Genomic DNA, 21,540 nt, shown 5'->3' on the forward strand with positions numbered 1-21,540 from the left:
CATGAAATTTTCAACCTTTTCCGCAGCCGGCGCACTGCTCGCGCTTGCGCTTTCGGCACCGCTTGCAGCGCAGGACCGCGCTTACGGCGATCAAGACGCGCGCGAAACGCGTGGCAGCGGGCGCACAAGCGTCGAACCGTACATCGAAGTATCGCAAATCGTCTTCGCCGAGCTTGAACCCGGTGATGATGTGGTAACATACACCCAGCTTGCAGCGGGCGTCGATGCCTCGATCGTGGGACGAAACAATGGCGGATCGGTTTCGGTCCGTTACGAGCGCAACATCGCGTGGGACGATGACCGTGTCGATAGTGACACTGTAACCGGTATTGCGCGCGGTTATGCCTCGATCATACCGCAAGCCCTGACAGTCGAGGCAGGCGCACTGGCCGCGCGGTCGCGGGTGGACGGCAATGGCTCCGCAACCCTCAGTCCGTTGGGTGAAAGCGATACGGTTTCGCAGGTTTATTCGGTCTATGCCGGACCCCAGCTGTCAGGCCAGATGGGTGATGTGAAGGGTACGGCCAACTACCGGATCGGCTATACCCGTGTCGAATCGCCGGATGCAATTATCCTCGCGCCGGGCGCTGCCCCGGTCGATGTTTTCGATGAAAGCGTAACCCATTCGGCCAATGCCAATCTGCAGGTCGCACCCGGCGATATGTTACCCGTCGGGGTTGGTTTTGGAACCGGGATTTATCAGGAAGACATTGCCAATCTGGATCAGCGCGTGCGTGACGGTTACATCCGCGCCGACGTGACCGTTCCCGTATCGCCAACGCTCGCCGTGGTGGCAGGCGTCGGATACGAGGATGTCGAGGTTTCCAGCCGCGATGCGCTGCGCGATGCAACGGGTGCGGCAATCGTCGATTCCAGTGGCCGGTTCGTTACCGATGACAGTGCGCCGCGCCGGATCGCTTTCCAGACCGACGGGCTGATCTGGGATGCCGGCGTGGTTTGGCGCCCCAGCCGCCGCACATCTGCCGAATTCCGCATAGGCGAGCGTTATGGTTCCACGACCTATTACGGAAATTTCGCGTGGGCACCCAGCGAACGCAGCAACGTGAATGTGTCTGTTTATGACAATGTGACCGCGCTCGGCGGCCAGGTGACCAACGCGCTTTCGGCGCTGCCGACCGAATTCACCGCCGGACGCAATCCGCTGACGGGGGATATCACCAATTGCGTCGCGGCAACCGGGGGTAGCAATTGCCTGAACGGGGCGCTGGCATCGGTCAGGTCGTCCACTTTCAGAGCGCGCGGAATTGCCGCGAGTTATTCAACGCTGATCGGCCGCTTGTCGGCCGGTGTGGGCGCCGGTTACGACCGCCGTAAATTTATCGCGGCTCAGGACACTGTGCTTGGCGCAGCGAACGGACTGACCGACGAGAATTACTATCTCGCCGGTTATCTGAGCGGCCAGTCGGGCCGCCGTGCCAGCTGGACGGCCAATGTCTATGCCAACTGGTTCGATAGCGGTTTTGATCTGGCCGGAGACAGTTTCACCGTCGGCACGACCGCGGCTTATACCCGCAGCCTGGGCTCCAGCTTTACGGCGAATGCTGCGCTGGGCCTCGACCATATCACGAGCGATAGCTTGCTCGACGACATAACAACCGCCTCCGCCCGCATCGGCTTGCGGTACGGTTTCTGAATTACCGGAAGGATTGACCCATGTTTGACGATTTTTACGGCCTTACCGCCCGTCCTTTCCAGTTAACGCCCGATCCGGCGTTTTACTTCGAAAGCGCCACGCACCGTAAGGCGCTTTCCTATCTGGGCTACGGCCTTGCACAGGGGGAAGGCTTCATCGTGATAACGGGCGAGGTCGGTGCAGGTAAATCCACGCTTGTCGCCCATTTGATGGACCGGATCGATGATGAACAGATGGCTGTCGGCCAGGTGGTTACAAGCAATCTGGACGGCGAAGAACTGGTCCACGTGGTTGCGCAAAGTTTCAGCCTCGAAGTTGGCGGCCATGACAAGGCATCTGCGCTGGGCGCTATAGAAGCCTTTCTGCATTCGGAAGCCCGGGCGGGCCGCCGGTCATTGCTGGTGGTGGACGAATCGCAGAACCTGTCGGTCGAAGCGCTTGAAGAGCTGCGGATGCTGTCCAACTTCCAGCTGGGTTCGCATCCATTGCTGCAGATCCTGTTGCTGGGTCAGCCGGAATTCCGGCAAACGCTGCAATCGCATACCGCACTGGAGCAACTGCGCCAGCGCGTGATCGCGGCGCACCATCTCGAAGCGATGGAAGAATCCGAGATCGAACCGTATATCAAGCACCGCCTTGGATGCGTTGGCTATGCGGGCAATCCGGCGTTCGACCAGCGCGTGTTTTCCGAACTGTACCGCGCGACGGGCGGAATTCCGCGCAAGTTGAACCAGATTGTGACCCGTTTGCTGCTGCTCGGCGCGGTCGAGCAGCGGACGCGGATCGACAATGCCATGCTGACATCGGTGTTGCAGGAAATGGCAGGGGAAAACGCCTTCCCCGAGGCCGCTCCCGCACCAATGGCAAAGGCAGGCCCGGCGCCCGAGCCTGTTCAGATCAAACATCCCAAACCGCCGGCTGCGGCAAGTTTCGTTGCCCCCGGGCCTGAAGAGGAAGCCGCCAGGCCGATTGATCCCAAATTCGTGGACCGCTTGCTAGCCGCTCGCGACATCCAGATTGCCGAACTGCAACAGGCAGTCGTCGAGCTGTCAGAAGCTAGTGGTGATAGCAATCTCGAGGCGATGGCGGAACGGTTGCAGGCGCTCGAAATGCAGGTTCAGGAACAGGAACATGCCATCCGCCACACGCTGACCATGCTGATCGAGTTCATCGAAGACGAACAGCCGCGCAAGGCTGCTTGAAGCGATGACTGAAACCGCCATCGTCAATGGATTGTCGGTCGATGTCGAAGACTGGTTTCAGGTCGGTGCGTTCGAAAACGTCATCGAGCGCAGGGACTGGACCGGTTTGTCGGGCCGGATCGAACGCAATGTCGCAGCAATCCTGGAGATGTTTGACGATGCCGACGTAAAGGCGACCTTTTTCACTTTGGGATGGGTTGCCAAACGGCATCCCGGATTGATGCAGACAATCGCTGACGCCGGGCATGAAATTGCCAGCCACGGTTATGATCATGCGCGGGTTTTCACCTTCACGCGCGAACAGTTCGCGCAGGATATCGCCAAGGCAAAGGCCATTCTCGAAGACACGTCCGGCACTGCGGTGTCGGGTTACCGCGCGCCAAGCTTTTCGATCGATCAGCGCACGCCGTGGGCGTATATGGAACTGGCCGAGCAGGGCTATGCCTATTCATCCAGCGTGGCGCCGATAAACCACGATCATTATGGCTGGCGTGATGCGCCCAGATTTGCGTTCCACCCATTGCCGTGGTCCGATCTGGTCGAAATTCCCGTCACCACTGCAGAATTTGCCGGCAAACGTCTGGCTGCGGGGGGCGGCGGTTTTTTCCGCGTGCTTCCCTACGCGTTTTCGCGCTGGGCAATCAGGCAAGTCAACAACCGTGACCAGCGGCCCGCGGTTTTCTATTTCCACCCCTGGGAAATCGATCCGGAACAGCCGCGCGTTCCCGGAGCCCCGCTGAAGTCCAAAGTCCGCCATTACACAAATCTGGCCATCATGGGCGACAAGCTGCGGCAGCTGGTGAACGAATTCGAATGGGGCAGAATGGATATGCTTGCGCACCGCGAAGCTTCCAAAGCGATTCCGCTGGCGGCATGAATGCGCCCTTTGCCATGAACCAGACCACGATTGCGATCGCCGATCTTGCCGATCCGGCTGAAGTGCGCCGGATCGAAGCGTTCGTTGCGGACCATGGCGGAACGCCGTTCCATCGCCCCTTATGGTTGCAGGCGGTGGAGCGCGGCACGGGGCAAACTGCCACGGGTCTGATTGCGGAAAAATGCGGGGAGCTGACTGGCTGGTTACCGCTGACACAGCTTCATTCCAATGTATTTGGCCGCGCGCTTGTATCTAGCGGATTTGCGGTTGGCGGCGGCGTGTTGTGCGGCAACCCTGCAATTGCCGGACAGCTGTGCGAGGCAGCCGCGGAACTGGCGGCCAGAAACGGATTTTCCAGTGCCGAGCTGCGCGGCGGGATTGCCCCGTCCGACTGGCAGCATTGTACCGAAAGTCACTGCGGTTTCGAACGCGAACTAGCGCGCGACGACGAAGGACAGCTGCTTGCCATTCCGCGCAAACAGCGCGCCGAGGTCAGAAAATCGCTTAAACGCGATCTGGAAGTAACCACCGGCCTGGATGAAACCGAACGCGCAGATCATTACAGAACTTATGCTGTCAGCGTGCACAATCTGGGTACACCGGTGTTTCCGCGCAGCCTGTTCGATGCGGTTCTGGATGCATTTGGCGATGATGCCGATATCCTGACCATACGGAAAGACGGACAGCCGATATCCAGCGTCCTGTCGCTTTATCACAACGGCGCAGTGATGCCGTATTGGGGGGGCGGCACGGTTGCCGCCCGGCACTTGCGGGCAAACGAACGGATGTATTACGAACTGATGTTGCACGCGCGCAAACGCGGCTGCACGCGGTTTGATTTCGGCAGGTCCAAAACCGGCAGCGGCCCGTATCATTACAAGAAAAACTGGGGATTCGAACCGCAGCCGCTGCATTATGCAAACTGGACAGCACCGGGTGCACCGCCGCGCGGCGCGGATCCGACAAGCGCCGGAAATGCGGCAATGATCAATCTATGGAAGAAACTGCCACTGCGCGTGGCCAATCTGATCGGGCCGCATATCGCCAGGGGGCTGGGCTGATGGGCGATATACTTTTTCTGGCGCACCGCTTGCCCTATCCGCCAGACCGGGGCGACAAAATCCGCTCGCACCATATTCTCAAGGCGCTGGCAAAACTTGGCCGCGTTCATGTCGGTTGCTTTGCCGAAAGCGAGAGCGACCTTGCGCATGAGCATCACCTGGCCGGTTTGGCGGCTACCTATTGCCTGACGCAGCGGCGCAAACCTGTGCCTTTGGCAGGGGTGGAGGCGCTGGTTTCGGGCAAACCGGTAAGCATGACTGCCTTTCACAGCAAGCAACTGGAAGAATGGACGCACGCGACCATCGCGAACGAGGCGATCGAGACGATATACGTGTTTTCTGGCCAGATGGGACAATATGTGCCCGATCAATTCCAAGGCCGGGTAATCGCCGATCTGGTCGATGTCGATTCCGCCAAATTCGAAGCCTACGCCCGGAACGCTGTCGGACCGCGCAACTGGGTATATGGCAGGGAAGCCAGACTGGTTGCCGCCGCAGAGAAGCGATTGGCCCGCCGCAGTCAGCACACCCTGTTCGTCAGTGAAGCCGAGGCGGCATTGTTCGAAATGCGTGTTGGACACTGCGCGAACATCGCCGCCAGTGCCCTGCGGAACGGGATCGACACCGGCTATTTCGATCCGGCTACCGTAAAAACACATCCCGAAATTGCCGCATCGAAAGGCCCGCATTTCGTTTTTACCGGCCAGATGGATTACCAGCCTAATATCGATGCCTGCCGCCGCGTGATCGACAAAATTCTGCCGCAGGTTCGCAAGGCGTATCCGGCCGCGAAGTTCCATATCGTCGGCCGCGCGCCCACCGCGGCGCTGCTGGGTGATCACGGCAAATGCGGTGTGAATGTCTGGGGTGAAGTGCCCGATGTGCGCCCGTTTGTTGCAGCCGCGGACGTGGTTCTGGCACCGCTAACCATCGCCAGGGGCGTGCAGAACAAGGTACTCGAAGCGATGGCGATGGCGCGTCCGGTTTTGCTGTCGCCAGAGGCTGCAACCGGCATCGCCGGCAAAAACGGGTTGCATTTCGCGGTTGAGGCGTCGGACGATGCGCTGGTGATGAGGGCGCTGGCACTTTTGAACGATGCGGCAGCGGCCAATCTGCTCGGACGGTCGGCCCGTGAATTCGTGATTGATAATCAGGGGTGGGAAGCCATGCTCGCACCTTTGGCGACGCTTATCGCCAAGGGGCAGGCCCCGCTGGAACCGCGGCATGCAGCCTGATGCGGCTTTAAAACACCAGCGCCGCGACGGGGCGCTGCATCACGTGCCGCAATCATGGCGGGTGCCGCTGCCGTATGTCACGCTGGTCTGGGCTGCGCTGGTCATTCTGTTTATCGAAGATTGGGCGGCTATGGCTGGCCAATGGTGGAACAGTTCGACCTACAATCATATCTTGCTGATCCCGGGTATTTTTGCCGTCCTGATGTGGCAACGCCGCGACGCGTTGGCGCAGATCACGCCGATGGCATGGTGGCCGGGGCTTGTCTTCTTTGCAGGGGCCTTGTTTGTCTGGTTGCTGGGCGCTTTTTCCGATCTGGATCTGGCCAGACAACTTGGCGCGGTAACTGCGCTGATAGGCGCGTTCGCGGCTTTGCTGGGGCCGCGCGTTTCGGCTGCCAGCCTGTTTCCTCTCGCGTATCTTTTGTTCCTTATTCCGTTTGGCGACGAACTGGTCCCCGCACTACAAATGGTTACTGCCCACCTGACGATCGGATTGACCCATCTCAGCGGCATTCCGGCGAAGGTCGAGGGTGTGTTTATCGACACCCCGGCGGGGTTGTTCGAAGTTGCGGAAGCGTGTTCCGGGGTGAAGTTCCTTGTCGCGATGACCGCTCTGGGCGCTCTGGTGGCTGCCACATCATTCCGTAGCTGGAAACGCCGGACTGTTTTCATGATGGCTGCGTTACTGTTGCCGATACTGGCCAATGGAGTGCGCGCCTGGGGCACAATCTATATCGCGCAATCGCAAGGGATCGAATTTGCCGCCGGTTTCGATCACATCTTTTATGGCTGGGTGTTTTTCGCCATCGTGATGGGTCTGCTGCTTGGCCTGTCGTGGCGCTGGTTTGACAGATCGCCCGACGACAGTCCCGTCGATGCCGCGCATATCAACGCATCTGCCATGCTGCAGAAAGCCGCCGGATTTTCCGTGCCGGGCAGTGTCGCGGCGGCCACCGGGATTGCCATGCTGCTGGCGGTTTCGCTGTGGGCATCCGCCGCCGACGGATTGTCCGCATCCATATCCCTGAACCCGGTATTGCCTGATGTCGAGGGCTGGCAGCAAGTGGATTATAGCCCGAACGTCGAATGGGAACCGCTTGCCAATGGTGCCGATCACAAATTGCGCGGACGATATCGCGGGCCTGACGGGCAGGTAGTCGATGCCGTATTGGCAATATATACCTCGCAAGGGGAAGGGCGTGAGGCTGGCGGTTTCGGACAGGGCGCACTGGTCCCGGATTCGCCGTGGCGCTGGCTGGAAAACGGGCAGTCCATCGATGGTGCCAAGGCCGAATATCTGCTCGCCAACGGGCGCATCAAACGCTTCGCCGCAACATGGTATCGCCGCGGTGAATTTTTTGCCGGAAGCAATGCCCGGCTCAAACTTGAACTGATGCGCAGCAAACTGGTGCTGAAGGCTGCACCCACAAGCACACTGGTATTGTCGGCCGAGGCCGCCGGGGCGCAGGACCCATCGGCCCCGGTGCGCCAGTTTGCCAGGGATGCGGGCCCGCTGAACGAGTGGATAGACCGCATCGTTCAAACCGACTAACGCCGCGCCATGTGCGGGATTGCCGGTATATTCCATTATTCGACGCCGAAACCGGTCGATCCCAGGCGGGTCGAGAGGATGTCCGATGCCCTGGCTCACCGCGGGCCCGACGGGTCCGGCGTTTGGACCGCAGCAGGTGTCGGGCTGGGTCACCGGCGGCTGTCGATCATCGATCTGGCCGGATCGCCGCAGCCGATGCATTCGCATGACGGGCGCGCTGTCGTTTCCTTCAACGGTGAAATCTATAATTACCGCGAATTACGCCGCGAACTGGAAAGTTCGGGGAGTGTTTTCCGCACCGATGGCGATACCGAAGTCATCCTCGCCGCTTATCTGAAATGGGGTGTAAAATGCCTCGACCGGTTAAACGGCATGTTCGCTTTCGCCATTTACGACCTTAAAACGCGCGAAATGCTGCTGGCGCGTGACAGGTTGGGTGTGAAGCCGCTGTTTATGGCGACATTGTCCGACGGCAGTCTGGCATTCGCATCCGAGCTTAAGGGTTTGCTGGAACATCCATTGCTGCGGCGCGAGGCCGACCCGCTGGCAATCGAGGATTATCTGACCTGGGGTTATGTACCCGATCACCGCTCGATCCTGAAAAATGTCGAGAAATTACCCGCCGGTCATTACCGGCTGCTCAAGCATGACAGCCCCTTATCCGCTCCGGTGAAATGGTGGGATGTCTCCTTTGCTGAACGCAGCAAGGGAAAAGCGGCAGACTTGTCGGCGGAATTGCTTTTTCATCTGCGCGAGGGGGTAACATCGCGGATGGTTGCGGATGTGCCGCTGGGGGCATTTCTGTCAGGCGGCGTCGATTCCTCCAGCGTGGTCGCCCTGATGGCGGAGGCTTCGCGCAGTCCCGTACAAACCTGTTCGATCGGCTTCGATGTGGCTGCGTCGGACGAGACGGCTTACGCCCGGCAGATCGCGGACCGGTTTGACACCAACCATAATAGCAGAATGGTCGACCCGTCCGACTATTCCGCGATCGATCAGCTGGCGGCTATTTTCGACGAACCCTTTGCCGATGCGTCAGCCCTGCCCACCTTGCGGGTATGCGAACTCGCGCGAGAAAATGTTACCGTGGCCCTGTCGGGTGATGGCGCGGACGAAGCATTTGCGGGCTATCGCAGGCAGATATTTCACGCGCGCGAAGAACAGCTGCGATCCGTCATACCGTCTGGCCTGCGGCGAACGGTGCTTGGCAAGATCGGGGCAATTTATCCCAAAGCCGATTGGGCACCGCGACCGTTTCGCGCCAAAAGTACACTGCTGTCTTTAGCGGGTAACGGGGAGGAAGGCTATGCCCGCGCCTTGTCCAGCACGCCGCCCGAGCTGCGCAGTGCCATATATTCCGATGCGTTCCTGCGTGAGCGAGGCGATTACCGCGCCGAACAACCGCTGATCCGGATGATGCGCGATGCGCCTGCGCAAAGCGGGCTGGACCGTGCGCAATATGCCGATCTCAAATTCTGGCTGCCGGGTGATATCCTGACGAAGGTGGACCGCACCAGCATGGCGGTCGGGCTCGAAGCGCGCGAACCGCTGCTTGATCAGCGGCTGATCGAATTTGCAGCCCGTCTGCCGCACAATCTGCGGATCAAAGGCAACCAGGGAAAGTGGCTGCTCAAACACACGATGCAGCGCTATTTGCCGGACGACATTCTGTACCGCCCGAAACAGGGATTTGTCATGCCCATCGCCGAATGGTTTCGCGGACCGCTGGCCGGCGAGGCGCGCGCGATTGCAACCGGATCTGCATTGGCGCGAGCGGGCTGGTTCGATGCCCGGCAGCTGTCGCGCATTGCCGAGGCCCATATTGCCGGAAGATCCGACCATTCGCGGCTTTTGTGGCAACTTCTGATGCTCGATAAATCGCTTGGCAATTTAAAACTTGTGGGCTGATCAGGCTAAACCGCTTTGCGAACTCAGTTTGCGTGATAGGATGTGCGGCGGAGGGATCTGATGGGGGAAAATGCAGCTGCGTCAGGCGGTAAGGGCAAGCGTATTGTCCGGCTGATCATTTTACTGGCGATAGTTTCTGCGGCAATCTGGTATGGCGGTCGGGCGCTTGGCTTCTGGGGTGAACAGCGGTCGCCCGGAGCAGACATCTATGGCAATGTGGAAATTCGCGAGGCCGAACTGGGCTTTCGCATTTCCGGCCGGATTGACGAATTGCTGGTTGATGAAGGCGATCGGGTTATCCCGGGCCAGCTTCTGGCAAGGCTGGATACCCGTCCCACGCGTGACCGGCTGGCAAGCGCTGATGCAGACATCGCGGTAGCGGCGGCCGAAGTCAGCAGGGATGCCGCGGGCAGTCGGCCACAAGAAGTTGCCAGTGCCCGGGCCGGCGTTGCAACCGCGCGTGCGGCGCTTACCGAAGCGCAGCGCCAGTTTGATCGCCGCGAGGCATTGTTGGACCGCGGCTTTATCAGCCGCGCCGACTTCGAGACTGCGCAGGCCAACCGTGACGCCGCCAATGCCAGGTTGTCGGATGCCCTGGCTGCATTATCACTGGCGCGCGAAGGTGTACGGACGGAAGACCGGAGCGCATCGCGCGCGCGCCGCGATTCTGCCGTTGCCAGCCGCCGCGCGGTCGAAACCGATCTGGCCGATGCCGAATTACGCGCGCCCGAAAAAGGTCAGGTCCTGACCAGAGCGCGCGAGGCGGGTGCGGTTGTCGAAGCGGGGCAAACCGTTTTGACGATTGCGCTGACCCAGCCGGTCAGAGTGCGCGCCTACATTGCCGGACCTGCATTGCCGCGCATAAAGCCCGGTATGAAAGCGCGCGTTTCTGTGGATGGCAGCGACAAGACATGGCCTGCGACGGTGGGGTTTATCTCGCCAACTGCAGAGTTCACACCGCGCACTGTCCAGACGGAGGAATTGCGTGCCGACCTGGTGTATCGGGTGCGCCTGATTGTCGACGATCCCACGGGCGAACTCAGACAAGGCCAGCCCGTTTCGGTGCATCTGGTTGGCAAAAAGGCGGCCGAGTAATCGAGCTGGCACCTGACATGGCTCCCGTCATTCGGCTGTCGGGTGTGTCCCGAAGTTTTGCTGGCGAACGCAAGGGTGCTGCACCTGTCGAGGCGCTGAAAAACGTGACTTTCGAAGCCGCACCGGGACAGATGATCGGCTTGATCGGCCCGGATGCCGCGGGCAAGACGACCTTGATGCGGATCCTTGCCGGGCTGGCGCAGGCCGATGCGGGTGATGTGGAAATTTTCGGCAAACCGGTGGCCGAACTGGATCGTTCCAGAGTTGGCTATATGCCGCAGGGCGGGGCGCTTTACCGCGAGCTATCGGTCGCCCGCAATCTCGATCTGTATGCACGTTTGCGGGGGGTTGATCCGGTCGGGCAACCCGAGCGGCTCGAACAGCTTTACAGTCTGACGGGCCTTGGCAAATTTCGCGAGAGGGAAGCGGGCAGACTGTCGGGCGGAATGCGGCAGAAGCTGGCGATGGCCTGCGCCGTGGTGGCAGCCCCGCCGCTGATCCTGCTCGACGAACCCTCGGTCGGGGTCGATCCGCTGTCACGCCGCGAGATTTGGCAATTGCTCGCAGAGTTGCTGGATGATGGCACAACCGTAGTCTGGGCCACCAGTATTCTGGATGACGCTGCCAGGTGTGATGACCTGCTGGTGCTGCACGAAGGGGAGGTGCGCTATAGCGGGAAACCGGCGGGCCTGTCTGCGCTGGCCGCGGGGCGGGTCTTCGAATTGCCCGTGCCCACCTCCGCCAAGCGCAAGGGGCTGGCGCGTATGCAGCAAGACCGCAACACCATCGACGCCTCGATAGAGGGGGCGGGGGTCCGCGTTATTATCCGTAACGGCAATGCGCCGGGCCGGCCGCTCGAACCAAGAGCGGGGGACGGTTTTGCGGTCCTGCTGGATGATGGAAGCCAGTTGCAAGACAGCGCGCTGGCGGCAGGTTTTCCTGACCGGTCGGATGGTATCGGTGAAGGTGCCGCAATCGCGGCTGTCGGGCTTACCCGCCGGTTCGGTAATTTTACGGCGGCGCATGATATCAGTTTCACCGTTGCCCCGGGTGAGGTGTTCGGTCTGCTGGGGCCCAACGGGGCGGGTAAATCGACAACCTTCCGGATGCTGTGCGGGCTGCTGAAACCGACTGACGGAAGCGGCGCGGTTGCCGGCCGCGATTTGCGCGCATCAGGCCCGCGAGCGCGCAAGGCGCTTGGATATATGCCGCAGAACTTCTCGCTGTACGGTGATTTGACGCTGGAGGCGAATTTGCGGTTCGTGGCAGGCGCGCACGCCATGCCGCGAAAGCCGGCCGCCCGGGCAATTGCCGAGACTGCAGAGGCGCTTTCGCTTGGGCCCTATATGACGGAGCGCGCAGCGTTGTTGCCGCTGGGTATCAGGCAGCGGCTTTCGCTTGCCGCTGCAGTTCTGCATAAGCCGCAGGTCCTGTTTCTGGACGAGCCGACATCGGGAGTCGATCCGCTGGTCCGGCGCGAGTTCTGGCATCACATCAATGCCATTGCCGCCACCGGTGTTGCCGTTCTTGTGACGACGCATTTTATGGATGAGGCCGAAAATTGTGACCGGCTGCTGCTGATAAATCATGCCGAGGCAATCGCTTCGGGAACTCCGGCCCAGCTCAAGCAGGATATCGCGATCGGAATAGCCATGCCGACACTCGAGCAAACCTTCATCGGCCTGATCGAATCGCAACGTCACAGCGACGTAACCCCTGCATGAGAGGCGCAGCAATCCGGTCAAAGGAATGGGCGCAGATCTGGCGCGATCCGGCCAGTTTGGGACTGGTCATTGTCCTCCCTCTGATCCTCATATTTCTGTTCGGCAGCGCCATTTCGCTCGACACGGTCGGCACGGCAACCGGACTGGTGGACCGCGACAGAACGGCTACGTCGCGCGATCTGGTCGATAGCTTTACCGCGAACCGCTATTTCGAAATTCACGAGGCTGGCGAAATATCGCCGCTCAAAGACAAAATCGCGGCGGGCGGGCTGCGCGGTATCATCGTTATCCCCGATGGTTTTGAAGCCGCGGTGATTGGCGGGGGCAATGGCCGGGTCCAGCTGATCGCGGACGGATCGCAGCCCAATACAGCGGCATTTCTGGATAGTCATATATCAGGGTTGCTGCAGAACTGGGCTGATGTGCAGGTTTCCGGGGCGGACACGAGGCGCGAGCCCGTTCTGGCACTCGCCACCCGCTATATTTACAATCCGGGACTTGAAAGCCGCTTCATGCTGGTGCCGGGCGCGATCGCCATTGTGATGGCGATGATCGGATGTCTGCTCACCGCACTGGTGATGGCGCGCGAATATGAGCGCGGCACGATGGAGGGTCTGCTGTCCACCCCGCTTTCACCGTGGTCGCTGGTTGCCAACAAGATTGCGCCCTATTTTGTGATGGGATTTGCTTCCACGGCATTGTGCGTTGCAGTGGCGATATTCTTTTACGGGCTGCCGCTGCGCGGATCGCTGTTTGCGCTTGTGCTGATCATAGCCGCCTTTCTTGCCGCAGTGCTGGCGCAAGGTTTGTGGATTTCATCAGTGACCAAAAACCAGTTTGCATCCATCCAGATGGCATTGCTGCTGGGCTATCTGCCGTCGCTGCTGCTTTCGGGTTTTCTGTTCGAGCTGGATTCCATGCCGGTTGTAATCAGGTGGTTCAGCTATCTGGTGCCCGCACGTTATCTGATACCACCATTGCAAAGTGTGTTTCTTGCCGGCGATATCTGGTCGGTATTTCTGCCGAATATCGCAATATTGCTCGCATTCGGGGGCTTTTTCATGCTGCGCGCCAGCGGTGCGATAAAGCGCACAATCGTATGACAGCGCTGGCGAACTGGCTTGGCGGTTTCTGGGCCATGGCCGCGAAGGAGCTGAAAATCGTCCTGCTTGACAAGCGGGCGCGCACGACGCTGATCATTTCGCCGATCATCCAGCTGATGCTGTACGGGATGGCCAGCACGCTGGAAGTCAGGAACTTCGATATCGGTGTGGTCAACCGCGACAATGGCGTTGCCGCGCAGGAGGTGCTGTCCGGTCTGGCCGGCAGCCCCAACGTTCGCAAATTGATCTATTACCCGTCGATGGACGCGATGGCGGACGGGATCGCCAGACGTGAAGTGATTGCAGGGCTTTCGCTGCCACCTGATTTGTCGCGCGATGTTGCCGCAGGCCGGACGGGTTCGGCCGGATTGCTGGTTGACGGTAGAAAAATCAATGCGGGACAGATCGTCGCAGGATATATCCAGACCATCATCCACCGCGCAGGTGCCGAGCTTGCGCCAGACGCTACGCGCGCGGGGCCGGAACTGGTCGCTGTAAACTGGTATAATCCCAACCTTGATTACCGCTGGTTTACGATGCCTGCCATGATTGCGATCATAACATCGGTGCTGGTAATTTCGATTTCGGTCCACACCTTCGCGCGCGAGCGGGAGTTTGGCACAATCGATACGCTGCAGGTTTTGCCGCTGGGCGTAAGTCAGAAACTGCTTGGCAAGATCGTCCCCGCCTTTCTTGTCGGCTTGGGCAATGCGCTGTTTTACGTCCTCGTCATTCCGCTGTTCTTCGGGGTTCCGCTGATCGGGTCGCTGGCTTTGCTATTTGGTGCCGTGCTGTGTTTTTCGCTCGCTATGGCGGGGCTGGGGGTGGCAATTTCCTCCTTCGCGCGAACGCAGCAGCAGGCATTTCTGGTCGGCTTCATGGCGCTCACCCCGATGACATTGCTGGCCGGTTACGCCACTCCGGTCGATAATATGCCCGAATGGCTCCAATGGCTCGCCTGGATTAACCCGCTGCGGCATATGCTTGAAATTTCGCAGGGAGTTTTTGTCAAGGATATTTCGCTTGTCCATGCGGCTGACAATATCGCCATGATGCTGGCTTTTGCGGCGGTATCCGTCGGTACGGCTTACACAATTCTCAAAACCAGGCTCGATTGACCGATACAGTGATTCGGTTCGTCGCATAGCTGAAATAAAAATTTGCCATGGGACTCCCGCCAAGGTTACTTTGTTTACCAGATATCCGTGGGCCGGTCTGACGGATGCTGAAAAGGGGGCAATATGGATCGTCAGTCGCTAGCGATTGATAACAATTCCGCATCGGAGGATGCGCCGGGCGAGACAGCTTTTTTTGCCGAAAATGGCGCGGTTGACCAGTCCGGTCTGATATCTGCGCATCATTCGATTCCCGAAGATCTGTTCAAGCTCAAGCAGATCGATGTCAGTTACGAGGATGATGCAGAAACGCTGTGGTCCTATATGCGGCCTGAAGGCCGTCCCAGCTTTACCCCGTCGATGCTTGCCGATTTTGAACAATGGCAGCGCCTGATCACAGCCGGGTTTGGCCATGACAAGGTTCCGCTGCGCTTTCTGGTGCTTGGCAGCCGGGCGCCCGGGGTGTTCTGTTTTGGCGGTGATCTTGAATTGTTTCAGCAATTGATACGCAGCGGTGACCGCGATGCACTTGTGGAATATGGCCATCGTTGCTGCGCCATTCTGCATCGCAACATCAGGGCACTGGATTTGCCGATGGTTACCGTAGGCCTGGTCGAAGGTGCTGCGCTTGGCGGCGGTTTCGAAGCCCTGTTGAGCTTTGATTTTATCATTGCGGAACGCGGTGCGACATTCGGATTGCCCGAAATCATGTTCGGACTGTTCCCCGGCATGGGCGCGCACGCGATACTTTCCCGCAAAATCGGCAGTGCAATGGCCGAACGGCTTATGTTCTCCAATCAGACCTACACCGCTGAACAAATGTTTGATCTGGGGCTGGTTCACCGCCTGGCCGAACGGGGGGAAGGCCTGTCCGCCACGCAGGATTTCATCGCCAAGTCGGCGCGCCGCCACGCCGGGCTGGTTCACGCGAAAAAGGCCATGCGGATTGCGCAGCCTCTGGAACTTGACGAATTATACCGGATTACCGAGCTGTGGGCCGATGCAGCGCTGCAGTTACGCGAACAGGATTTGAAGGTCATGAGCCGGCTTGCCGCTGCGCAGGCGCGCCTGGCAAAAGCGGCCTGACCGAAACCCTTGTCTGGCCTTGAAGGGTTTTCTTACTGCCGCTACGCCGTATCGACCATCACCAGTTCGGCGTTGTCGATCGCCTCGACGGTGATCGTCTCTTCGCCGGTCATGGCAATACCGTCGCGCGCCGCCGCCAGATGTCCGTTCACCCGGATATTGCCCTTCGGCGCGACCAGATACAGATGCCTTGCGGGTTCGGCCTTATAGACCACCTTATCACCGGCCATAACCGTCGCCGCCAGCACTCTTGCATCGGCTCTGATCGGCAATGCGTCATCGTTTTGAGGGTTACCGCTGGCGACAATCTGCCAGCTGCCCGACCGGTCGCTGGCGGGAAATTCGCGCTGGCCCCATGACGGCGTTTCACCACCGCGATCAGGTGTGATCCAGATCTGGAACAAGGTCGTGGGGCCATCCTCCAGATTGAATTCGGAATGCGTGATACCGGTACCCGCGCTCATGACTTGCACATCACCCGCCGTGGTCCGCCCTTCGTTACCCAGACTGTCCTTATGCGTTATCGCACCTTCGCGGACAAAGGTGATAATCTCCATATCGCCGTGGCTATGCGGCGGAAAACCGGATCCGGGCCCAATGGTATCATCATTCCAGACACGGATTTTGCCCCACTGCATCCGCGCAGGGTCGTAATAATTGGCAAAACTGAAATGATGCCGCGCATTCAGCCATCCGTGATCGGCGTGACCAAGCGTGCCGAAGGGTCTGATATCAATCATAGATACTCTCGCATCGGCGGGGAGTGACCGCCGGAATGCGATCTATTTGGGAGGCTTCCGGACGGTTTCAACCATCCTCGCCATGCCCCGCGGCCATGTACGCTTCGCTTTGCATTTCGATCAGCCGGCTTACGGTGCGTTCGAATTCAAAACTGCCGTCTCCCGCCTGATACAGGCCGGCGGGTTCTGCCGCAGCCGTGGCAAAAAGTTTGACCCTGTTTTCATAAAGTGCGTCGATCAGCGTTACGAAACGTGCGGCTTCATTACGGTCATCCGGACCCATTGCGGGAATGCCCACTATGATTACCGTATGATATGTCATTGCAATTGCGAGATAATCGCTTGCGCCGCGCGGTTGGCCGCACAGCCGTCTGAAGCTGAAAACAGCGACGCCTTTGAAACTTTTCGGGACATGCAACGTGCGGTTACCGCTGATCTGCAATTCGGCGGATGGGACATTGTCACTGTCGTCAGGGGGATAATCGGTAAGGCGGAAGAATGCTTCCGAGACTTGCCGGGTTGCCGCATCGCCAAGCGGGGTGTGCCAGCTGTCGATCCCTGCCAGACGCTCGAGCCGGTAATCAACCGGACCATTTAGCGGCAGAACGTCGAGCTGTTCGTCAATCAGATCGATGAATGGCAGGAAATGTTCGCGGTTGAGCCCGTCCTTGTACAGATCGCGGGGAGGGCGGTTGCTGGTGGTGACGATGCTCACCCCCTCGTCGCGTATCAGCGCAGTGAATAGCCGGCTCATGATCATCGCGTCCGCGCTGTTGTTGACGACCATTTCGTCAAACGCGAGACAGCGGATGCTTTCGGCCAGTTTGGCGGCCACAGGCGGGATCGGGTCGCCGCTTTCCTTGCTGCGTTCCTCGCGCAGTTCGGCGTGAACTTCCAGCATGAAGGCATGAAAATGGACCCGCCGCTTTTTGCCGATATCCAACGTTTCGTGGAACAGGTCCATCAGCATCGATTTGCCGCGACCTACACCGCCCCACATATAGACACCGCGCGGGATCGGCGTTTTGCCGCTGAAAATCCGGCTGACCAGACCGCGTCGTTGGGATTGTTCCTCAAGCGCTTGTTGCAACGCATCCAGACGGGCGGCAGCCGCCGCTTGCTCCTGATCGGGACGCAACTCGCCTGCGCTGACCAGAGCGTTATACCGCGCGAGCATCCCCGTCATATTACGCTGCCGGTCATCGCTGCGAAGGTTTGCGAATCGTACCCGCGTATGCTGCAACCCTGGCATCGCCCTGAACCACCAGCCCGCGCAGGAAGACCAGTCGGCGTGTCTCGCGCAGCACTTCGACAACCGCGTCCAGCGGCTGTGCCGGATCACCCGCGCCGATGAACTGGGTTGAAAGCTCCAGCGTTACCGAACCTGCCGCATTGCCATCCAGCAGGATGCGGACACCGGCAAACAGTGAAATATCGATCAGACCGAGCGTTACCGCCCCATGCATATTGTCGAGCAAGTTGGTGTGTTTGCGCTCGGGAAACATCCGCAGACGCACGAAGTCGCCTTCACGCCGCACCCGCATCGGGCCCATCACCGCATGGTTGAACCGGGTCTTGTCGGCCAGATCCCAGACAAACCAGCCGGGTGCATCCTCGATTTCGCGATAGATGAACTCTTCGCCGGTCGCAGTCGGCATCAAACGTGCTTTTCGACCTGCATTTTCTTGATTTCGGCGATTGCCTTGGCCGGGCTCAATCCCTTGGGGCAGACATTCGCGCAGTTCATGATTGTGTGGCAGCGATAGAGGCGGAACGGATCTTCCAGTTCCTCAAGCCTTTCGCCGGTCATCTCGTCGCGGCTGTCAGCCAGCCAGCGATACGCCTGCAGCAGAATCGCCGGGCCGAGGAATTTGTCCGAATTCCACCAGTATGACGGGCAAGCTGTCGAACAGCACGCGCACAGGATGCATTCGTACAAACCATCCAGTTTTTCGCGCTGCTCAGGCGTTTGCAGCCGTTCCCTGCCGCTGGGCGTAGGCGTCACTGTCTGCAGCCAGGGGCGGATTGACGCATATTGGGCGTAAAAATGGGTGAAGTCGGGCACGAGATCTTTCACCACTTCCATATGCGGCAGCGGCGTGATGCGGATCTCGCCGCCCAAATCTTCGATTGCAGTGGTGCAGGCCAACCCGTTTTTGCCATTGAGATTCATCGAGCAGGAACCGCAAATACCCTCGCGGCAGGACCGGCGAAAGGTGAGAGTGGGATCTATGTCGGACTTGATCTTGATCAGCGCGTCCAGCACCATCGGTCCGCAATCGTCCAGATCGATCTCGAACCTGTCATAGCGCGGGTTTTCGCCGCTATCTGGATCGTAGCGGTAGATTTTGAATTTCTTCACTTTTCCCGCAGCAGCATCGGCCTGATGCACACGGCCCTGGCCGCTGATCTTGCTGTTTTTGGGGAGAGTGAAGGTAGCCATTGATTTCTATCCTGTTTCGGTGCTGCAACTGATGCGCCGGTTGGTCACGACCTACTTAGCGATTGTGCGCCGCAAGACAAGCCGCGGAACGGGCCGGTATTTGATCTGTTCAATCCATGGGGTTTATTGGCGCGGCAGCGTATGGGATAGCACCGGATGGTCGAAGCAGAGCAGCATAAGCAAACAGTGTGTATTTTCGGCGCCAGTGGCGGGATCGGCGCTGCGATGGTGCGGCTGCTGGCCGCGGAACCTGGCATCGGTTCGATCTATGCCGGATCGCGGTCCGGCAAGGTGCTTCGACATCCGAAAATTACCGGCTTTTCATTCGATCTGCTGCGCGAGAGATCGATTATGGAAGCCGCCGCGATGATGAAGCAGCAGCCGCCCGAACTGGTCATTATCGCCACCGGGGCGCTGACACTGGAGGACGGAACAGGACCCGAAAAATCATACCGCGCGCTGGACGCACAGGCGATGGGCGAGATTATGGCGCTCAACACGATTGGCCCGGCCTTGATTGCGAAACATATGCTCCCGGTGGTCCCGCGTGACCGGCGCGCCATATTGGCTGCGTTGTCGGCACGCGTTGGTTCGATTTCCGATAACCGGCTTGGCGGATGGCATTCCTACCGCGCCAGCAAGGCTGCACTCAATATGTTGATCCGCAATTTCGCCATTGAAATGGGACGTTCGCACAAACAGGCGATCATCGCCGGCCTGCACCCTGGTACAGTCGACACCGCACTGAGCGAGATGTTTCAGGGCAATGTAGCGGATGGAAAGTTATTTACGCCGGAATATGCGGCGGAGCGACTGCTCGCAGTGCTGGATGGCCTGACGCCGCAGGATAGCGGAAGCGTTTTTGGCTGGGATGGAAAGCGTGTGCAAGAGTAGGAAGCCACTCTTTCGGTAATGCCCGGTTTGAAGGAGATGAAAACCAGAATCGGATTTTCCGCTAACGACCCGATTACGGACGTAGCAGCGTGTGCTTTTGGCCCCAAGAAGCGGACCTTCGATGCCCTGTCATTTCTTTCGGCTATACTCCCCCCACATCGAATATTGCGAGCCGGTCGCAACCTTTTTTGCGTAATCAATTTCGTTTAATGGGGAGCTTCGCCAGAAGCCTTTGATGCAACTGGCTACTCATGGGCTAAGTTTTTCAACCAACGCAGAACCAGCCGGAGAAGAGCATGGAGACTGCGTAGCGTTGCAGTCGCTATATATCAATGTCGCTTGGATGTGAGGCTTAGATTTCACTTATTCAGCGTTGTACAATTTGCACCTGAACTCGTCTGGCCCAATTGAAAGAATAACGCCACTTCGCTCTGCTGTGACAACTAGATCGTCCATACCTTCGCGGGCAACTACGACGCTTTTCCCTTCGTAAATATAGGTCTGAATATTAAATCCTTCTGGAGTTTCTCCACCAAACTCGCCTTCGTTACCATAAATGCGAATTTGATCAGAAAAGCCGGGTTCGGATTTCAGGGACGGATCGCGTTCGGTAGGGTCTTGCTCCTTAAAGGCGCAAAGCGCGCTCGGAGTCGGGCTAAGCTCAAGGTCAGGCCAAGTTTCCCTTACCATACCGGCAGGTGTCTCAGCAGACCCTTCAGCAACGATCTCTTCATTTGGAACGTTTCGTGAGGGTTCTGTGCAGCTTAGCAAAAGCAGGGTTGCGAATGTGAATGGTAGAATTTTCATTTCGATCATTAGCAACTCACCTTTTCGTACAGACCAGATCGCATTGAGTTGGAGGAGGATGTATGCTTAAACACATTACAACAGCTCTGGTTGCTACCAGCGCGCTTGTAGCGCCCTTCCGTTCAGGGGACCGCTTAAATTTCCGCCAACTTGGCCGTGTCCAATATTGCCCCGACGAAACCTTCGGGATCATCTTCCTGGATGAAATGCCCGCCTTTCAATGTGCGATGCAAGTTATGTCTGGCACCTGGAACGCGGTCCTGGAATTGGGCAAAGCCGCCGCGCGTGATGGGGTCGCGGTCGCTGAATGCGCAAGTGAATGGCTTGCCGAATGTTTCCATAACCTTCCACGCTTCTAGCTGATCCGGCACCGCTTCGTTTTCACCCAGCGGAACCAGCGCAGGGAAGGCCCGGGCGCCCGCCTTGCTGGCGCGGCTGTCAAACGGTGCGTCATATGCTGCGACGACATCGTCAGGCAGTTCGGTCGTCGTCGCACGCTGGATAATTTTGCCAATGGGGAATACCGGGCTCCATTTTGCAAATCTCCGCCATTTGGCGAATGCGGGTGGCGGTTCTTGTCCCGCGGGCAGACCGCCGTTTGAAAGGACCACAGCGGCAAAGCGTTCGGGCATTGCTGCAACCAGCCGCAAGCCGACCAGCGAACCCCAGTCCTGACACGCCAGGACAACGCTGCCCAGATCCAGCGCCTCCAACCATTCGCGCATCCACGCTACATGGCCGGCATATGTGAAATCGGACTGCTTCAGCGGCTTGTCCGAACGCCCGAAGCCTATCAGGTCGGGCGCAATCACGCGGTACCCGGCGGCCACAACCGGGTCGATCATCTTGCGGTACAGGAAGCACCAGCTCGGTTCGCCGTGCATCATCAGAACGGGCGTGCCGCTGCGCGGGCCTTCATCCAGATAATGCAGCCGCAGCCCGCCCGACAAAGTGTGGTAATGCGGCGCGTAAGGAAATCCGGGCAAATCGCTGAAGCGTGCATCGGGTGTCCTGTGCGATTTCATCAACTGTCTCCTATCCATT

19 protein-coding genes are annotated in these 21,540 nt (G+C 59.0%); 13 read left to right on the plus strand and 6 right to left on the minus strand.

What is annotated here, in order from left to right:
• Window position 1: 1 nt before the first annotated feature.
• The 12 genes from WFP06_RS06170 (at window position 2) to WFP06_RS06225 (ending at window position 15,612) form a co-directional block, all read left to right on the plus strand.
• Window positions 2-1,654 carry a preprotein translocase subunit YajC gene (locus WFP06_RS06170; RefSeq protein WP_336986348.1) on the plus strand — a complete coding sequence of 551 codons (1,653 nt, stop codon included), beginning with the start codon at window positions 2-4 and terminating at the stop codon, window positions 1,652-1,654.
• 20 nt (window positions 1,655-1,674) lie between these two features.
• Window positions 1,675-2,856, plus strand: coding sequence for an XrtA/PEP-CTERM system-associated ATPase (locus WFP06_RS06175; protein WP_336986349.1), 1,182 nt, complete (start codon window positions 1,675-1,677; stop codon window positions 2,854-2,856).
• Window positions 2,857-2,860: 4 nt separating this feature from the next.
• Entirely contained in the window at window positions 2,861-3,733 is an 873-nt protein-coding gene (locus WFP06_RS06180; RefSeq protein WP_336986350.1) for an XrtA system polysaccharide deacetylase, read from the plus strand.
• Entirely contained in the window at window positions 3,730-4,794 is a 1,065-nt protein-coding gene (locus WFP06_RS06185; RefSeq protein ID WP_336986351.1) for a FemAB family XrtA/PEP-CTERM system-associated protein, read from the plus strand. Before WFP06_RS06180 ends, WFP06_RS06185 begins: the two co-directional genes overlap by 4 nt.
• On the plus strand, window positions 4,794-6,029 hold the full coding sequence (locus WFP06_RS06190) for a TIGR03087 family PEP-CTERM/XrtA system glycosyltransferase (protein ID WP_336986352.1): 1,236 nt from the start codon (window positions 4,794-4,796) through the stop codon (window positions 6,027-6,029). Before WFP06_RS06185 ends, WFP06_RS06190 begins: the two co-directional genes overlap by 1 nt.
• Window positions 6,019-7,581: an exosortase A gene (gene xrtA, locus WFP06_RS06195; protein WP_336986353.1), complete on the plus strand. Its 1,563-nt coding sequence runs from the start codon at window positions 6,019-6,021 to the stop codon at window positions 7,579-7,581. The genes WFP06_RS06190 and xrtA overlap by 11 nt, the downstream gene beginning before the upstream one ends.
• 9 nt (window positions 7,582-7,590) lie before the next feature.
• A complete protein-coding gene (locus WFP06_RS06200; protein WP_336986354.1) occupies window positions 7,591-9,489 on the plus strand; it encodes an XrtA/PEP-CTERM system amidotransferase in 1,899 nt (632 codons plus the stop codon).
• Window positions 9,490-9,549: 60 nt separating this feature from the next.
• Complete coding sequence (locus WFP06_RS06205) at window positions 9,550-10,584, plus strand: HlyD family secretion protein (RefSeq protein WP_336986355.1); 1,035 nt, start codon at window positions 9,550-9,552, stop codon at window positions 10,582-10,584.
• Window positions 10,585-10,601: 17 nt separating this feature from the next.
• Window positions 10,602-12,308 (plus strand): ATP-binding cassette domain-containing protein, encoded by a 1,707-nt coding sequence (locus WFP06_RS06210; protein WP_336986356.1) that lies wholly within the window; start codon window positions 10,602-10,604, stop codon window positions 12,306-12,308.
• Window positions 12,305-13,411: an ABC transporter permease gene (locus WFP06_RS06215; protein WP_336986357.1), complete on the plus strand. Its 1,107-nt coding sequence runs from the start codon at window positions 12,305-12,307 to the stop codon at window positions 13,409-13,411. The genes WFP06_RS06210 and WFP06_RS06215 overlap by 4 nt, the downstream gene beginning before the upstream one ends.
• Window positions 13,408-14,529, plus strand: a complete 1,122-nt coding sequence (locus tag WFP06_RS06220; protein WP_336986358.1) for an ABC transporter permease — start codon at window positions 13,408-13,410, stop codon at window positions 14,527-14,529. Before WFP06_RS06215 ends, WFP06_RS06220 begins: the two co-directional genes overlap by 4 nt.
• A 123-nt stretch (window positions 14,530-14,652) precedes the next feature.
• Entirely contained in the window at window positions 14,653-15,612 is a 960-nt protein-coding gene (locus WFP06_RS06225) for a crotonase/enoyl-CoA hydratase family protein (RefSeq protein WP_336986359.1), read from the plus strand.
• A 41-nt stretch (window positions 15,613-15,653) separates the two neighbouring features.
• On the opposite strand, the gene WFP06_RS06230 is transcribed toward WFP06_RS06225, so the two are convergent.
• The 4 genes from WFP06_RS06230 to WFP06_RS06245 form a co-directional block, all read right to left on the minus strand.
• Complete coding sequence (locus WFP06_RS06230) at window positions 15,654-16,352, minus strand: pirin family protein (protein WP_336986360.1); 699 nt, start codon at window positions 16,350-16,352, stop codon at window positions 15,654-15,656.
• Between the two features lie 67 nt (window positions 16,353-16,419).
• Window positions 16,420-17,538, minus strand: coding sequence for a cell division protein ZapE (gene zapE, locus WFP06_RS06235; RefSeq protein WP_336986361.1), 1,119 nt, complete (start codon window positions 17,536-17,538; stop codon window positions 16,420-16,422).
• Window positions 17,539-17,551: 13 nt separating this feature from the next.
• Window positions 17,552-18,010 (minus strand): PaaI family thioesterase, encoded by a 459-nt coding sequence (locus tag WFP06_RS06240; protein WP_336986362.1) that lies wholly within the window; start codon window positions 18,008-18,010, stop codon window positions 17,552-17,554.
• Entirely contained in the window at window positions 18,010-18,795 is a 786-nt protein-coding gene (locus WFP06_RS06245; protein WP_336986363.1) for a succinate dehydrogenase iron-sulfur subunit, read from the minus strand. The genes WFP06_RS06240 and WFP06_RS06245 overlap by 1 nt, the downstream gene beginning before the upstream one ends.
• A gap of 156 nt (window positions 18,796-18,951) precedes the next feature.
• On the opposite strand from WFP06_RS06245, the gene WFP06_RS06250 reads away from it, so the two are divergent.
• Entirely contained in the window at window positions 18,952-19,689 is a 738-nt protein-coding gene (locus WFP06_RS06250; protein ID WP_336986364.1) for an SDR family NAD(P)-dependent oxidoreductase, read from the plus strand.
• A gap of 363 nt (window positions 19,690-20,052) precedes the next feature.
• Here the strand turns inward: WFP06_RS06250 and WFP06_RS06255 are convergent, their stop codons facing one another.
• Window positions 20,053-20,505, minus strand: coding sequence for a hypothetical protein (locus WFP06_RS06255; RefSeq protein ID WP_336986365.1), 453 nt, complete (start codon window positions 20,503-20,505; stop codon window positions 20,053-20,055).
• Between the two features lie 125 nt (window positions 20,506-20,630).
• Window positions 20,631-21,521 carry a haloalkane dehalogenase gene (locus WFP06_RS06260; protein ID WP_336986366.1) on the minus strand — a complete coding sequence of 297 codons (891 nt, stop codon included), beginning with the start codon at window positions 21,519-21,521 and terminating at the stop codon, window positions 20,631-20,633.
• Between the last annotated feature and the right edge of the window lie 19 nt (window positions 21,522-21,540).

It is taken from the genome of Altererythrobacter aquiaggeris, assembly GCF_037154015.1.
GTDB lineage: Bacteria > Pseudomonadota > Alphaproteobacteria > Sphingomonadales > Sphingomonadaceae > Aestuarierythrobacter > Aestuarierythrobacter aquiaggeris.

Bases quoted from the DNA above. Each gene is read 5' to 3' on its own strand.
- xrtA (WP_336986353.1), top strand. From the start codon at position 6,019: ATGCAGCCTGATGCGGCTTTAAAACACCAGCGCCGCGACGGGGCGCTG.
- WFP06_RS06180 (WP_336986350.1), top strand. From the start codon at position 2,861: ATGACTGAAACCGCCATCGTCAATGGATTGTCGGTCGATGTCGAAGAC.
- WFP06_RS06175 (WP_336986349.1), top strand. From the start codon at position 1,675: ATGTTTGACGATTTTTACGGCCTTACCGCCCGTCCTTTCCAGTTAACG.
- WFP06_RS06170 (WP_336986348.1), top strand. From the start codon at position 2: ATGAAATTTTCAACCTTTTCCGCAGCCGGCGCACTGCTCGCGCTTGCG.
- WFP06_RS06215 (WP_336986357.1), top strand. From the start codon at position 12,305: ATGAGAGGCGCAGCAATCCGGTCAAAGGAATGGGCGCAGATCTGGCGC.
- WFP06_RS06200 (WP_336986354.1), top strand. From the start codon at position 7,591: ATGTGCGGGATTGCCGGTATATTCCATTATTCGACGCCGAAACCGGTC.
- WFP06_RS06245 (WP_336986363.1), bottom strand. From the start codon at position 18,795: ATGGCTACCTTCACTCTCCCCAAAAACAGCAAGATCAGCGGCCAGGGC.
- WFP06_RS06220 (WP_336986358.1), top strand. From the start codon at position 13,408: ATGACAGCGCTGGCGAACTGGCTTGGCGGTTTCTGGGCCATGGCCGCG.
- WFP06_RS06190 (WP_336986352.1), top strand. From the start codon at position 4,794: ATGGGCGATATACTTTTTCTGGCGCACCGCTTGCCCTATCCGCCAGAC.
- WFP06_RS06205 (WP_336986355.1), top strand. From the start codon at position 9,550: ATGGGGGAAAATGCAGCTGCGTCAGGCGGTAAGGGCAAGCGTATTGTC.
- WFP06_RS06240 (WP_336986362.1), bottom strand. From the start codon at position 18,010: ATGCCGACTGCGACCGGCGAAGAGTTCATCTATCGCGAAATCGAGGAT.
- WFP06_RS06230 (WP_336986360.1), bottom strand. From the start codon at position 16,352: ATGATTGATATCAGACCCTTCGGCACGCTTGGTCACGCCGATCACGGA.
- WFP06_RS06185 (WP_336986351.1), top strand. From the start codon at position 3,730: ATGAATGCGCCCTTTGCCATGAACCAGACCACGATTGCGATCGCCGAT.
- WFP06_RS06260 (WP_336986366.1), bottom strand. From the start codon at position 21,521: ATGAAATCGCACAGGACACCCGATGCACGCTTCAGCGATTTGCCCGGA.
- WFP06_RS06210 (WP_336986356.1), top strand. From the start codon at position 10,602: ATGGCTCCCGTCATTCGGCTGTCGGGTGTGTCCCGAAGTTTTGCTGGC.
- WFP06_RS06225 (WP_336986359.1), top strand. From the start codon at position 14,653: ATGGATCGTCAGTCGCTAGCGATTGATAACAATTCCGCATCGGAGGAT.
- zapE (WP_336986361.1), bottom strand. From the start codon at position 17,538: ATGACGGGGATGCTCGCGCGGTATAACGCTCTGGTCAGCGCAGGCGAG.
- WFP06_RS06250 (WP_336986364.1), top strand. From the start codon at position 18,952: ATGGTCGAAGCAGAGCAGCATAAGCAAACAGTGTGTATTTTCGGCGCC.
- WFP06_RS06255 (WP_336986365.1), bottom strand. From the start codon at position 20,505: ATGATCGAAATGAAAATTCTACCATTCACATTCGCAACCCTGCTTTTG.